This is a genomic window from Nocardia cyriacigeorgica NBRC 100375 (assembly GCF_000308555.1).
GTDB lineage: Bacteria > Actinomycetota > Actinomycetes > Mycobacteriales > Mycobacteriaceae > Nocardia > Nocardia cyriacigeorgica.
The window spans coordinates 1-14,464 of sequence record NZ_BAFY01000001.1 but is presented as its reverse complement, the minus strand read 5'-3'; the positions used below and the strand labels follow the sequence as shown (position 1 = coordinate 14,464).

General features: G+C 67.1%; 13 protein-coding genes. 7 read left to right on the top strand and 6 right to left on the bottom strand.

Features of this window, described 5'->3' with window-relative positions:
- The 6 genes from RJ05_RS00055 to dnaA form a co-directional block, all read right to left on the bottom strand.
- A partial coding sequence (locus RJ05_RS00055; protein ID WP_081597090.1) for a DNA topoisomerase subunit B occupies positions 1-1,713 on the bottom strand: 1,713 nt, incomplete at its 3' end.
- Between the two features lie 326 nt (positions 1,714-2,039).
- Positions 2,040-2,942 (bottom strand): alpha/beta fold hydrolase, encoded by a 903-nt coding sequence (locus RJ05_RS00050; RefSeq protein WP_051015998.1) that lies wholly within the window; start codon positions 2,940-2,942, stop codon positions 2,040-2,042.
- 146 nt (positions 2,943-3,088) lie between these two features.
- Complete coding sequence (locus tag RJ05_RS00045; RefSeq protein ID WP_036531383.1) at positions 3,089-3,655, bottom strand: DUF721 family protein; 567 nt, start codon at positions 3,653-3,655, stop codon at positions 3,089-3,091.
- Between the two features lie 353 nt (positions 3,656-4,008).
- Entirely contained in the window at positions 4,009-5,196 is a 1,188-nt protein-coding gene (recF, locus tag RJ05_RS00040) for a DNA replication/repair protein RecF (protein ID WP_036531382.1), read from the bottom strand.
- 162 nt (positions 5,197-5,358) lie between these two features.
- Positions 5,359-6,534, bottom strand: coding sequence for a DNA polymerase III subunit beta (gene dnaN / locus RJ05_RS00035; RefSeq protein WP_036531381.1), 1,176 nt, complete (start codon positions 6,532-6,534; stop codon positions 5,359-5,361).
- Positions 6,535-7,446: 912 nt separating this feature from the next.
- Positions 7,447-9,630 carry a chromosomal replication initiator protein DnaA gene (gene dnaA / locus RJ05_RS00030; protein ID WP_036531380.1) on the bottom strand — a complete coding sequence of 728 codons (2,184 nt, stop codon included), beginning with the start codon at positions 9,628-9,630 and terminating at the stop codon, positions 7,447-7,449.
- Positions 9,631-10,162: 532 nt separating this feature from the next.
- On the opposite strand from dnaA, the gene rpmH reads away from it, so the two are divergent.
- The 7 genes from rpmH to RJ05_RS32070 all read left to right on the top strand — a co-directional run.
- On the top strand, positions 10,163-10,306 hold the full coding sequence (rpmH, locus tag RJ05_RS29695) for a 50S ribosomal protein L34 (RefSeq protein ID WP_006550910.1): 144 nt from the start codon (positions 10,163-10,165) through the stop codon (positions 10,304-10,306).
- 88 nt (positions 10,307-10,394) lie between these two features.
- Positions 10,395-10,799 (top strand): ribonuclease P protein component, encoded by a 405-nt coding sequence (rnpA, locus tag RJ05_RS29690; protein ID WP_081597089.1) that lies wholly within the window; start codon positions 10,395-10,397, stop codon positions 10,797-10,799.
- The gene (yidD, locus tag RJ05_RS29685) at positions 10,796-11,182 is read left to right on the top strand and encodes a membrane protein insertion efficiency factor YidD (protein WP_081597088.1); all 387 of its coding nucleotides are present in this window, start codon (positions 10,796-10,798) and stop codon (positions 11,180-11,182) included. Before rnpA ends, yidD begins: the two co-directional genes overlap by 4 nt.
- Positions 11,183-11,186: 4 nt before the next feature.
- Complete coding sequence (gene yidC / locus RJ05_RS00020; RefSeq protein WP_036531379.1) at positions 11,187-12,269, top strand: membrane protein insertase YidC; 1,083 nt, start codon at positions 11,187-11,189, stop codon at positions 12,267-12,269.
- 158 nt (positions 12,270-12,427) lie between these two features.
- Positions 12,428-12,931: a Jag family protein gene (locus RJ05_RS00015; protein ID WP_085996137.1), complete on the top strand. Its 504-nt coding sequence runs from the start codon at positions 12,428-12,430 to the stop codon at positions 12,929-12,931.
- A 133-nt stretch (positions 12,932-13,064) separates the two neighbouring features.
- Entirely contained in the window at positions 13,065-13,817 is a 753-nt protein-coding gene (gene rsmG, locus RJ05_RS00010) for a 16S rRNA (guanine(527)-N(7))-methyltransferase RsmG (RefSeq protein WP_051015997.1), read from the top strand.
- A 365-nt stretch (positions 13,818-14,182) separates the two neighbouring features.
- Positions 14,183-14,464 (top strand): ParA family protein (locus RJ05_RS32070; RefSeq protein ID WP_036531376.1); only part of this gene is annotated, 282 nt, incomplete at its 3' end.

The following is a 14,464-nucleotide window of genomic DNA, read 5'->3' as shown; positions in this document are numbered from 1 at the left end:
GACGTGCCCGTGCTCGATCAGCGGACGCATGAACCGGAACAGCAGCGTCAGCAGCAGGGTGGAGATGTGCTGGCCGTCGACGTCGGCGTCGGCCATCAGCACGATCTTGTGATAGCGCAGCTTGGAGATGTCGAACTCGTCGTGGATACCGGTGCCGAAGGCGGTGATGATCGCCTGGACCTCGTTGTTCTTGAGGACCTTGTCGATGCGCGCCTTCTCGACATTGATGATCTTGCCGCGCAACGGCAGGATCGCCTGGTACATCGAGTCGCGCCCGGACTTGGCCGAGCCGCCGGCGGAATCACCCTCGACGATGTAGATCTCGGACTTGCTCGGATCCTTCGACCGGCAGTCGGCCAGCTTGCCTGGCAGCCCACCGAGATCGGTGGCGCTCTTGCGACGCACCAGCTCACGCGCCTTACGCGCGGCGACACGGGCCTGCGCCGAGGACACGGCCTTGTTCACGATGGTCTTGGCGTCGGCCGGGTTGGCCTCGAACCAGTGCGCCAGATGCTCGTTGCAGGTGCGCTGCACGAACGACTTGACCTCGGTATTGCCGAGCTTGGTCTTGGTCTGGCCCTCGAACTGCGGTTCGCCGACCTTCACGCTGACGATCGCGGCGAGACCCTCGCGGATATCGTCACCGGTGAGGTTGCCGTCCTTGTCCTTGAGCAGCTTCTTTTCCTTGGCGTACCGGTTGACCACCGTGGTCAGCGCGGCGCGGAAGCCCTCTTCGTGGGTACCACCCTCATGGGTGTTGATGGTGTTGGCGAAGGTGTGCACCGACTCCGAATAGCCCGAGTTCCACTGCATCGCGACCTCGAGCTCATGACCGGTGCCCTTACCGGTGAACGCGACGACCGAGTTGTGGATGGGCTGCTTGGTGCGGTTGATGTGGCGCACGAAATCCTCGAGACCACCCGGGTAGTGGTAGGTGCGCGACTTGACCTTGTGCTCGGTCTGCTGCGCCTCGGCATCGGCGTGCTTGGGCGCCTCGGCGGTCTCGCTGACCACCTCGTCGGTGACCTCGGTGTCGGAGACCCGCTCGTCGGTGAGCGTGATGGTGAGGCCCTTGTTCAGGAACGCCATCTCCTGCAGGCGGCGGGCGACCGTCTCGAAGTTGAACGAGGTGGTCTCGAAGATATTGGGGTCCGGCCAGAACCGGATGGTGGTACCGGTGCGCGTGGTCGGCTCGCCCTGGATGAGCTTGCCTGGCGTGGCGTCCTTGTACTCCTGCGTCCAGTGGTAGCCGGCGTGGTCGACCTCGGCCTCGAGCCGGGTGGACAGCGCGTTCACCACCGAGATACCGACGCCGTGCAGACCGCCGGAGACGGCGTAGGAGTCGGAGTCGAACTTGCCGCCCGCGTGCAGCTGGGTCATGACCACCTCGATGGTGGGCACACCCTGGGCATGCATGCCGGTGGGGATGCCACGGCCGTCGTCGATGACCTCGACGCCGCCGTCGGCGAGCAGGGTGACGTCGACCCGGGTGGCGTAGCCTGCCATCGCCTCGTCGACGGAGTTGTCGACCACCTCCCAGATCAGGTGGTGCAGGCCGCGCTCGCCGGTGGAGCCGATGTACATGCCTGGACGTTTACGGACGGCTTCGAGGCCCTCGAGAACCGTGATGGAGGAGGCACCGTAGTCCTTGTTGCCCGCCTTACCCGAAGACGCCTTGGTCGAGCCCGATGCATTGGAGTCGTTGGCAGCCACTGGTCGGTAGCTCTCCTTACTTGCTGATCCCCGGCACAGCGTCGCCACAGCACACGTAGGGCCGGATTCTGAGCTGGTCGAGATTCACGGTCCACCGCGCGGGCTGTGCGGAACGCGCCGAAGGTATCGCCGCTAGTTACGTCACCATCCTACTGGTACGCCCAAACTACAGCGCACCTACGACACCCCTGACGGCTACGAGAATGCGAGAAATCGGATCACGGTGGGTCCGATCTGCCGTCCGGCCGTTTCGATCCATCAGGGTTGGCGTGAGAGTTGTGTTGCGGCCCGACCCGTTCCGCGTCCGCGTGGCGCGCTCGCGCCGGTCAGCTTTCGGCGTCGCGAGCGACGAACTCCGCGGTGAGCCGAGCCAGATCCGCCGGATGCGACAGCGGCGACCAGTGCCTGGCCGGGATCTGCCGCATCGTCAGGTCCCGCACCCAATTATCCGCCTCCAGGTGCACCACCGGGCGCACCGCGCGGTCGCCTGTCGCGACGATCACCTGCACGGGAACCTCGATCGGGCGCGGGCGCGGATTACCGAGCCGCGGCCGGATATTGGCGCGATAGAGCTTCAGGTTGTTGATCATGTCCGCGCGGAGGGTGGGCGCGGGATGCACCAGCGCGGGGTCGATGCCGTCGAAGAAGGCGAGGAATCGCGGCCAGCGGCCGGACAGGCCGCGCAGCACCGGATCGGGTAGACCGGGGATCTGGAAAGCGACAGTATAAGCCGAGGCCACGCCCTGGGCGAGGGAGTTGCGCAGCCGGGCGAAGGAGAAGGGGCCGCGCAGGTAGGCGCCGAGAAAATCGAGATTCGGGCCGGAGACCGAAGTGAAGGAGGCTATGGCGGCCCGGGCATCGGGCATCGACGCCAGTTCCCAGCCGATCACCGAGCCCCAGTCGTGGCCGAGCACGTGCACTCGCTCACCGGGCGCCACGGCCTCGGCGACTGCGCGCACATCGGCGGCCAGCTCTTCGATCCGGTAGGCGTCGACCTCGGCCGGGACGGTACTGGCGCCCGCGCCGCGATTATCGAAGGCGATCACCCGGAATCGGTCGGCGAGCAGGGTGGCCACACCGTTCCACAACGCGTGCGTATCCGGCCAGCCGTGCACCAGGATGATCGCGGGCCCGTCGGCGTTTCCGCATTCGAAGACGGCGAGTTCGATATCGCCGCGGCGGACCGTGCGGGTCGGCAGCGTGGGAAACGGCTCGGTGGCGACGGTCATCGGCGACAACTTTCGACGAGTGGTGGGCCGGCGGATCCGGATCGGCGCGCGCTGTTCCACGTGAAACCCGCAGTTCGCGGCGACAGGACGGCGCGGCGCCGGTGATTCGGATCAATGTAACACCGGGTACCACACAGCGGAACGGCTCAGCCGTAGGTGTCACGGGGCCCGCGGCCCTTGATGTGGCGCTCGCCCTTGCGCCAGCTGGGCGCGGCCGGCCCGGAGATCCGCACCGACGTCACCACGCCCTGCCCGACGGCGGCATTGATCTTGGCCAGGATCTGCGATTGCAACATGCGCAACTGGGTGGCCCACGCGGTGGATTCGGCGGCGATGCTCAGCACCCCGTTCTCCAGCTTGACCGGCGTCGCATGGCTGGCGATGTCCTCGCCCACCACGCCGGACCACCGGCCGAACACCATGCCCTCGGCCACCTTGGTCGACCAGCCACGGCTCTTGGCGATCGAGCCCGCCAATTTGGACAGCATCTGTGGATCACGCTCGTCGGGGCGCGGACCGGACCATCCGGTGCGCCGACGGGCACCGGTCCGCAGGCTCCGCCGCGGCGAGGAACGGCCCTGACCCACCGATTTGCCGCTGGCCTTGGCGGCGGCGCGAGCCTCTTCGAGGGCCCGGCGGGCCAGGTCGATCCCGCGCAATTCCGGCTCCTGGTCCGGGCTCCGGCCGCCCGGAGGTTCGGCTTGATCGGTCATCGCCGCTCCGTTCGATTCGTCGAGTTGTCCCCAGCTCTGGTGAGTTGTCCCCAGGCACCGACACGCTGTGCGCAACAGGCTGTTCCATCGAGCCCGCGTTCCGGAGGTTGCCCATCCCGGCGCACATATTCGCAGGTAGAGGGCCACTTATCAGTTCGGATCAGCTGTTGTACGACAGCCGCGGACAGGATGTGAGAGCTCGGCAGGTCAGCTGGCCTGCCAAAGTTATCCACAGGCTGTTGACAACATGGGATCGATGCCCGCGACCAGGCCGGAAGCGCTGGACGCACGGGAAAACTGTACGGCAGCGCGTCCGCGAGCACGAGGACGACGAGCGGGTTCGGGCGCATCGATCAGCCCGCGGCCGAGGAATCGACGCTGCGGACGATCCGGGACGTGCGGCGCTCGGCGTCGCCGGAAGTCTCCACCCGCAGCGTGGCCGCCGCCAGCTCCGCCGGGACGTCCTCGGCCACCGCTGCGGTGATCAGCACCTGTTCGGCGCCGGCCGCGACCGCGGCGAGCGCGGTACGCCTGCGCCGGTCGAGCTCGGCGAAGACGTCATCGAGCAGCAGCACCGGATCGGTACCGCCCTCGCGCAACAGCTCGAACGAGGCGAGCCGAAGGGCCAGCGCGTACGACCAGGACTCACCGTGACTGGCGAAACCCTTGGCGGGCGCGTCGCCGAGCATGAGCTCGAGATCGTCGCGATGCGGGCCAACCAGGCAGACCCCGCGCTCCAGTTCGCGTGGGCGGGCCGCGGCGAGTTCGCGCAGCAGGATCGCCTCCAGCTCGGCGGCGTCGCCCGGCTCGGGTGTGCGCGCGGGATCGAGGAATTCCACCGGCAGCGCGGCGCTGCGGTAGCCGATCGCGGCAGGTCGAGATTCCGGGGCGATGGCTGCGTAGGAGGCGGCCAGATGCGGCGACAGCTCATGGACCAGCCGTAATCGCTCGGCCAGCAGCATCGAGGCATGTGTGGCCAGATGGCCGTCCCACACGTCCAGCGTGCTCAGATCGGCCCGGGAGCGGGCTTGCCTGCCCGCGCTCTTCAACAGCGCCGACCGCTGCCGCAACACCCGGTCGTAATCGGCGCGCACCGCGGCCAAGCGGGGCAATCTGGCTGTGCACAGCTCGTCGAGGAACCGGCGCCGCTCCCCCGGATCGCCCCGGACCAATGCCAGGTCTTCCGGCGCGAACAACACCGTGTGCAGAACGCCGAGGATCTCGCGCGGCCTGCGCACCGGCGACCGGTTGATCTGCGCGCGGTTGGCCGAACCCTGGTTGAGTTCGACGTCGATGCGCAGCTCACGGCCGGTGTTGACCACCGTTGCGCCGATTCTGGCCCGCTCGGTGCCCATCCGCAGCAACGGTGCCTCAGCGGCTACCCGATGCGAGCCGAGGGTGGACAGATAGCCGACGGCCTCGAGCAGATTGGTCTTGCCGTTGCCGTTCGCCCCCAGGAAAACCGTTCCGCCTGTGGATAACTCGATCTCCGCGTGCTCCCAGGAACGGAAGTCGCGCACCGTCAGAGCTCGGATGAACATGTGCTCAGCTCGCCGGATGAGATGTCACAGCTGTATCCACAAGTGTGGACAACTGTTCTTGTGCCACACCGGTTTCCGGCTCGCGCAGGATGTGTCGACCCGAAACGCCGTACCGCACTGCCGGTTTCGGATCCTGCTCGCACCCGACGGTCACGCCTGTCCTCAGCCCGGGAGCCGGACCGGCATCAGCAGGTAGATGTAGGCGCTGTCCAGGGCAGCGAAGGAACCGGAATCCAGTGGCTGCGGCTCCTCCTCGGAGGCAGGCAGCAGCACCGCGGGACGGCTCGGGGTGGTGAAGCCGAAGGTGACCCGATCCGAGTGCAGCGCCGACAGGCCGTCGATGAGGTAGCCGGGATTGAACGCGATGGTCAGCGGCTCGCCGCGGAAATCGGCTTCCAGCCACTCCTCGGCGCGGCCCGCGTCGTCACCGCCCGCCGACAGCAGCAGGCCCTCTCCGGAGAACTCCAGCCGCACCTGGGCGCCGCGCTCGGCCACAAGGGCCACGCGCTTGATCGCGTCGGTGAGCGTGGCGACCTGCAACGTCGCGATCGAGGTGTGCTCCTTGGGGAGCAATTGACGGAACTTGGGGAACTCCGCGTCCAGCAGGCGGGTGGTGGTGCGCCGGCCCGCGTTGACGATGCCGAGCAGGCCGTCGGCCCCGGCACCGGTGCCGAGCGACAGCTGCACGGGCGCGTCGGTGGCGCCGAGCGTCTTCGCCGACTCCGACAGGGTGCGTGCCGGGATGAGCACCGCGGTCTCGATATCGGGGCGTGCGGGCTGCCATTCGATGTGGCGGACCGCGAGCCGGAAGCGGTCGGTGGCGGCCAGCACCACATGGCTGCCTTCGATCTCGACCCGGATGCCGGTGAGCATCGGCAGGGTGTCGTCGCGGCCGGCGGCGACGGCGACCTGGCCGACCGCCTCGGCGAAGACCTCGGCAGTGAGTTCACCGCTCTGCTGCGGCACCTCGGGAAGCTGTGGATAGTCCTCGACCGGCATGGTGGGCAGGGAGAACTTGGCGCTGCCGCAGCTGATCAGCACGCGGGTGCCGTCGACGGAGACGTCGACCGGCTTGTTGGACAGCGCCTTGGTGATATCGGCGAGCAGACGCCCGGAGACGAGCACCTGGCCGGGACCGGCGACCTCGGCCGCGACCCGCATCTGCGCGGAGACCTCGTAGTCGAAGCCGGAGACCGTGAGCCCGTCTTCGTCGGCTACCAGCAGCACACCACCGAGCACCGGCACGGGCGGCCGGGACGGAAGGCTGCGTGCCACCCAGGCGACCGATTCCGCGAAATCCTCACGGGCGACCCGAAACTTCATGCTCGAAAGCTCCATCGCCCGATCTGTCCTCTCCCGGTTCCGTGGTCTAGCAGTGATCGAACGATGTCGTCCGACCCCTGACGGCTGGTCAGCGTTGGTTCTCGAAAGACGTGCTGTCGCGGCCGCCTTCGAAAGTGTGGCACAGACGACCGACAACCAAACGGTACCGCGTTCGACCGGACGCCCGGGTCCGACCCTCCGGTCCTCGCCCGCACGCGCTGTCGTCTGCCTGCCTCGGCTGCTGTGTGAATTGCCTGGAGTACTGAGCGTCCGGCTCGACAGTCTTGCCGCCACGCGCGTCGCGTCGCGATACAGCTCGTCGGTGGCGCCCTGCTTCCTCCTTGCTTGGTGTCGGTGGCCCATCGCCGAGCCGAGCCTGTCCGACCGACTTTCCACACAGCCTGTTTTCAAGAGAGATCTATTTGAAGAAGAACCGAAGTAGTAATAGGCCCTGTGGATTCTGGGGAAATCGCCTGTCTGCGCAGGTCACAGGGCGTGGTGGCATGGGGATGAGCGTGGAGTGTCTCGAGGATGAACGGTGGGCGTCTGTGGAGGCACGGAATCTGTCCCACGTTCATCCACCGCTGATCCTCGAGTTGTTCCACCGGATTCACCCGGTTGTTCACACGTGTGCACCACGGCGTGGACAACCGGTGGAATCCTCGAGGACTCCACACGGTTTCCTCGAGGAATCCACAGGCACAACTTCGCAGATCGCCCGCTCAGTGCCTGTGCACGCACCACCCTGTGGACGCTGTGGACAACTGCCTGTGCGCAGATCCGCGACGCCCGCTCCCGCTGCCTGTGGGTAAAACGGTGCACAACCAGTGGATTCCTCGAGGACTCCACAGGAATTCCTCGAGGAATCCACAGCCCATGGGCATGCGTCAGCCCAGGTCAGGGAGTTTCACAGGGTGTGTACGGCGATCAGCGCGAACGCTGTTTGATGCGGGCTGTGAGTTCTTGAACCTGGTCGTAGACCCGGCGCCGTTCGGTCATCTCCTTGCGGACCTTCTTCTCCGCGTACATGACCGTGGTGTGGTCGCGGCCGAACGCCTGACCGATCTTCGGTAGCGACAGGTCGGTGAGCTCCCGGCACAGATACATCGCGATCTGGCGCGCCTGAGCGAGCGGGCGGGCCTTACCCGGGCCGGTCAGCTCCTCGAGCGTGGTGTTGAAGTACTCGGCGGTGACGGCCATGATCGTGGCCGCGGTGATCTCGAGCGCGGCGGTATCGGGCATCAGATCCCGCAGCACCACCTCGGCCAGCGGCAGATCCAGCGGCTGACCGTTGAGCGAGGCGAAAGCCGTGACCCGGATCAGCGCGCCCTCGAGTTCGCGGATATTGCGCTCCACCCGGCTGGCGATGAGTTCGAGCACGTCATGCGGCACATCGAGCCGGTCCATCCTGGCCTTCTTGCGCAGGATCGCGATCCGGGTCTCCAGCTCGGGTGGCTGCACATCGGTGATCAGGCCCCACTCGAACCGGGTCCGCAGCCGCTCCTCCAGCGTGGCGAGCTGCTTGGGCGGGCGGTCGGAGGACACCACGATCTGTTTGTTGGCGTTGTGCAGGGTGTTGAAGGTGTGGAAGAACTCCTCCTGGATACCTTCCTTGCCCTCGATGAACTGGATGTCGTCGACCAGCAGGATGTCGGTTTCGCGGTAGCGGCGCTTGAACGCCACCTTGCGGTCGTCGCGCAGACTGTTGATGAAGTCGTTGGTGAATTCCTCGGTCGAGACGTACTTGACCCGCATCCCGGGGAACAGCCGCTGGGCGTAGTGCCCGGCCGCGTGCAGCAGGTGGGTCTTGCCGAGACCGGAGGCACCCCAGACGAACAGCGGGTTGTAGGCGCGCGCCGGCGCCTCCGCGATCGCGACCGCCGCGGCGTGCGCGAAACGGTTGGACGCGCCGATGACGAATGTCTCGAAGGTGTACTTGGCGTTCAGGCTCGCCGAGGAGGACTGCGGCGGCTGCGACTCCTGCGATTTGGCGAAGTAGGTGGGCCAGGAATCGCGCACATTGACCACGGGCTCGTCGTCGTGATCCGGGCGATTTCCGTCGCCGGCGGGCTCGCGCACCGAATCGCGCAGCGGCTCCCGCAAGGAATCGGGCCCGGTCTCGCGGATCGTCTCATGCGCGGCGGCGGGCGCGGATTCCTCGGCGGGGCCGGGTTCGCGAGCCGGAGCCGGGATCGGTGCGCGGGGCGCAGGCTCGGGCGTGAACAGTGACTCCTGCCCGGGCGGTACCGACTCGCGCCGCGGTGCGGGAGTCGGTTCGCGACGCGGGGCCGGCGCGTTGTCGGTCCGGCCGTCGGTCTCGCGTTCGGCCTCGGATACCGGGTAGTCGCCGCGCGGGTTGTACTCGCCGCCCTCGCGGTAGTCGGGTGCCGGACGGTAATCCTGCTCGGAACGCCGTTCGGTGGCGTCGGCGAATTCCGGGCCGCGGGCGAATTCCGGCCTGCCGTAACTGTCGCGACCATCGCGCTGGTCGAAGTTGTCACGCTGCTCGTAGCTATCGTCGCCGCCGTAACCGCTGCCCTCGGCGAACCCGTCGGCCCGGCCGTAGCTATCGGAGCGGTCGAAATCCTGACCCTGTGGATAATCCTGGCCCGGCGGATAGCTGCGCCCGCCCGCGTAGTCGGCGCTCGGATAGTCGGGGGCGTACTCGTTGCCCGCGGCGTATCGCGGCGGACTGAACTCGCCACGGCCCGCGGGCTCCGCGCCCGGATACTCGGGCCTGCGGACCGGCTCACGCGGACGCTCCGGCCTGCTGGTCATCCTGGCGTGCCGGGGCGGTGCGCTCGGACGTTCGGCACCGGGTGTGGTGGGCGCGGCGATGCGCACCCCGAGACCCTCGACCTGCGGACCGAGCCTGCGGGCGAGTGAACGCAGGATCGGCTCGCGCAGATCACGCTCGATCGCCTCCTGTGCCAGCGACGACGGCACCGAGAGCAGCGCGAACCCCTGCGCGACGGTCAGCGGTTTGACGAGCTTCAACCATGCCTGCTGTGCGCGCGAGACCGACGGGATGGCACCATCGGGAGAGCCGGTGGTGAGTTCGGCCACCACCTCCGGCCAGACGGTGGCCAACACGTTCTGCTCGTCGTCCATGCAGTGTCCTCCCCGGAAATTGGTCGATGGGAGCAGACGGCCGGGGTACGCAAGACGTCTACCGTGGTGGTTCGATCCGATCCCGCGCAGATCCGTGACCGGTTCGCCACGCATCCCGCACTCGCGGATTCCGGATGGCGGCGCGGCACCGTCGGCTTAACGAATATGCCACTCACGGGGTCTTTCCACACAATTATCCACAGATGTGGAGAACCCCTGGGGATTGGGGAGGACGGCCGCGTTGACCGGGCGCGGCGTCCCGACCTGCGGTGCAGCCGGCAATCGTCCGGCTACGCCCCCGGCGGTCGTCGCCGCGGGTCGATCAGGGGTGTGGACGAGCTCACGCCCGCATACCCCTGATATGGGCGAGTTTGACCCGGTCGTGGCCGCTGAGTACCCTCGTACAGTCACCCCTCGGTGCGGTGGCTGTCCTGTGCTGACTGTTCGCCAGGATCGCCGCACGTCGAGGACGAACGAATCACCGAAAAGCTTCGGGTGCGACAGGCGCCCACCAACTCGAGGAGTGTTGACCGTGGCCAAGGGCAAGCGGACGTTCCAGCCGAACAACCGTCGTCGGGCGCGGGTTCACGGCTTCCGCCTCCGGATGCGGACCCGTGCGGGCCGCGCCATCGTTTCCGCGCGTCGCCGTAAGGGCCGCGCCAGCCTGACGGCCTGATCCACCTCCCGGATTCGGTGTCGGATGCCCGTTTCGCCGAACGCTGCGCTCCTCGTCCCTGATCGCTCACTCGCCCCCGGACTCTCGGGTGCTGCCTGAGCCGAATCGGCTGCATCGTCGTGCCGACTTCTCCAGGACGGTGCGTCGCGGCCAGCGAACCGGGAGGCGGGATCTGGTGGTGCACGCGTTCGTGCACACCGTGGATCCGGCCGCCGAACCGAGCGAGGACGTGCTGATTCGCGTCGGCGGTCCGCGCTTCGGATTGATCGTCAGCAAGGCGGTGGGCAACGCGGTGATTCGTCACCGGGTGGCCCGCCGCCTGCGTCATATCTGCGCCGAGATGCGCACCGAGATTCCCGTCGAGGCCGACATCGTCATCCGCGCTCTGCCCGGCGCCGCGAGCGCCGATCCGGCGGAGTTGCTGCGTCAGCTGCGTGGCGCGGCCCGCAAACTCGGCCTCGGCCCCGCTGTCCGCTCGGGTGAACCGGCATGAGATCGCCCGCGGTTCTGGTCCGGTTACCGGCCAATATTCTGATCTTCCTGATCGAGCTCTACCGGACGTATGTGTCCCCCACCCGGATGCCGGTCTGCCGCTTCACCCCGACCTGTAGCGAGTACGCGGTCACCGCGTTGCGTACCCGAGGGCTGTTCATCGGCCTCGGACTGACGGTCGTGCGTCTTGCCAAATGCGCACCCTGGCACCCTGGTGGGTGGGACCCCGTTCCGGAGCGCAGACGCCGCGCCGAGCACGGGAACGAGGCAACCGCCGAATCGTCACGGGAATCGACCCCGCCGGCCGACTCGGAGCCGGAGGCCAAGGCTTGTACAGGACCACCGCCCGCGGTGGTCGGCGATACGAACGACGGGAGTGCATAGAGCCGTGCTCGACTTCATTTATTACCCGGTGTCCTGGATCCTCTGGTTCTGGCACCGGGTCTTCGGGTTCGCCTTCGGCGCGGACAACGGACTCACCTGGGCCCTGGCCGTGGTGTTCCTGGTGTTCACGCTGCGGTTGGTGCTCTACAAGCCATTCGTGAAGCAGGTGCGCACCACCAAGCAGATGCAGGAGCTGCAGCCTCAGATCAAGGAGCTGCAGAAGAAGTACAAGAACGACCGCCAGAAGATGGCGCTGGAGATGCAGAAGCTCCAGAAGGAAAACGGCTTCAACCCGCTCATGGGCTGTCTGCCGATCCTGGCCCAGGTGCCGGTGTTCCTCGGTCTGTTCCACGTGCTGCGCTCGTTCAACCGGACCGGGCACGGGTTCGGTCAGCTCGGCATGGATCCCTACACCAACGCGCACACGCCGAACTATGTCTTCAGCGCGGCCGACGTGCAGTCGTTCCTGAGCGCCCGCATCTTCGGCGCTCCGATCTCCGCGTTCATCACCACCCCGGCCAATGAGCTGCTGGCCTTCGAGGATTACGGCGGCATTCCGAGCCGGATCTCCATTGCCGCCGTCGCGATCCCGCTGATGGTCATCGCCTCGGTCGCCACGCACTTCAACGCCCGCGCCTCGGTCGCGCGCCAGACCCCGGAAGCCGCGGCCAACCCGCAGGCCGCGCTGATGAACAAGCTGGCGCTGTGGGTGTTCCCGCTCGGTGTGCTCGTCGGTGGCCCGTTCCTGCCGATCGCCATCCTGCTGTACTGGGTGTCGAACAACATCTGGACCTATGGGCAGCAGCACCTGGTGTTCGGGCGCATGGCCAAAGAAGAAGAAGCCAAGAAGCAGGCCAAGCTCGAGCAGCGCGCGCAGAATGCCCCGAAGCCGGGCGCCAAGCCCGTCGACACCCGCAAGAAGCAGACCCCCGCGGGCGCCACGACGACCGATGACGACACCGCCACCACCAACGGCGCGGCGCCGGTGGCGAAGGCGTCGGGCAAGCCGGCCGGTGGCCAGAAGCGTCCGGGCGGGCAGAAGAAGTCGGGCAACCGCGGCCGGGCCAACCAGAAACGCCGCCGCTGAGTCCGCTCAGCCGAGCCCATTCGATCCGTGGGAGACCACGATCGCCGAGCAACCCCTTGATCGCGGCGCATCCGGATAGCCGGTGGCCGCGACGAGCAGATGAAGGAAATCACATGACAGTTGAGAGCGACGGAGGGGACGCCACTGTGGCAACGACGATGGTTGATGCCGACACCGATGCGGCCGACGTGACCGATGCCGAGGAAGCGCTCATCGAAGAGGGCGAGATCGCGGGCGACTACCTCGAGCAGTTGCTCGATGTGCTCGACTTCGACGGCGATATCGATCTGGACGTCGAGGGTGACCGCGCGGTCGTGAGCATCGACGGCGGCCGCGACCTGTCGAAGCTGGTCGGCCGCAACGGCGAGGTGCTCGACGCCCTACAGGAGCTCACCCGCCTCGCCGTGCAGCAGGCGACCGGCGTGCGCAGCCGACTCATGCTTGACGTCGCCGGCTGGCGGGCCAAGCGTCGCGAGGAGCTGAGTGCGCTCGGCACGGCCGCCGCGAAGCGGGTGCAGGAGACCGGCGCCCCCGAGTCGCTGGCTCCGATGACGCCGTTCGAGCGCAAGATCGTGCACGACGCCGTTGCCGCCATCGACGGTGTGGCGAGCGAGAGCGAGGGCGTGGAACCCAACCGGCATGTGGTTGTCGTTCCGGCTTGATGGATAGACCGGCACGCCCCGTGCACTGACGGGGCGAGCAATGGTTGGATAGGGCCTCGGGTCTTCGGACCGGGGCCCTTCTCCATATCTGGCCGACGGTGCCCGGCACTGATTTTCGATGACGCTCGGAAGGATGTTTCACGTGGAACGAGATCTCGGCGGAGCGACCGAGTTGCCGGCCGAGCTGGAGCCGCCGGCGGTGGCCGCCACGGTCTTCGGTGACCGTCTCGAACTCGCGCGCCGCTACTGTGCTGCCCTGGCGACCGCCGGCGTGGAGCGCGGCTTGATCGGTCCGCGTGAGGTCCCCCGGCTCTGGGACCGGCACATTCTGAATTGCGCCGTGATCGGTGAGTTGATTCCGGAGGGTGCATCGGTCGTCGATATCGGTAGTGGCGCGGGGCTGCCGGGAATTCCCTTGGCGATCGCCCGACCCGATCTGCGAATCACGTTGGTGGAACCGCTGTTGCGCCGCACGATCTTTCTGAGTGAGTTCATCGAGGAGGCCGGCCTCGACGTGGCCGTCGTGCGTGGCCGCGCGGAACAGTCGGGCGTGATCCATGAGGCCGGCGGCGCGGACGTGGTCACCTCCCGCGCGGTGGCTCCGCTGGCGAAGCTGGCGCAGTGGTCGCTCCCCCTCGTGCACGAGCACGGGCGCATGCTCGCACTCAAAGGTGTCAGCGCGGCCGAGGAATTGGCCCGCGACGCTGAGGCGCTCGCGCGAGCCGGTGCGGGTAAAGCGGAGGTGTTGGAGTGTGGGGTCGGGGTTGTCGAGACGCCGACACTCGTCATCAGTGCCGAGCGGCTCCCCCGTTCCGAGCGGCCCGCGAAATCGCGTCCGGAGAAGTCTGCGCGGCGAGCCGCACGAGCCGCCCGGAAGGCCAACTGACCGCTTTCGGTCGTCGATGTTTCACGGGAAACATCGGCCAGCACACGCGAATGGTCCCGGATCCGCGTGTCGTGCGCGCGTCACCGCGATTCAGCTTTCTAATCGCGCTCGGTGCTGGCAAGCTAATGGGCGTCGGGCGTGAGCGTTGGTGCCACGGAGGGATGTGGATGTCACAGCGGCAGAAGCTCCGCTCGGTCGATCGGGCGCCGCGGTCCCGGTTGAGCATCAAGTTCGATCCGACACGGCTTGTTTAAAGACACGGCGCCGACGTTTTCGGGGCACGTGATCTGGAGTTCTCGCGTTAGGAGCTGTCTATGTCGAGCGGTTCAGCGAATGTTTCACGGGAAACATCGCGAGTTCCGGGCATGCTGGATTCCAGCAATGTCGGTCCGGAAACTTTCGGAAGCACACCGTTCGGGCACATCTCCCCTAGTGAGACCCCGATTGCGGCGGAGGCGCACCGCGCGAGTCAGATACTGCATCCAGGAAAGGTGACAGTGCCGAAACCGCATGAGCAACGGATCATCACGATCGCTAACCAGAAGGGCGGCGTCGGCAAGACGACCACAGCGGTCAATCTGGCGGCCGCCCTGGCGCATCAGGGGATGAAGGTGCTCGTGATCGATCTCGATCCGCAGGGCAATGCC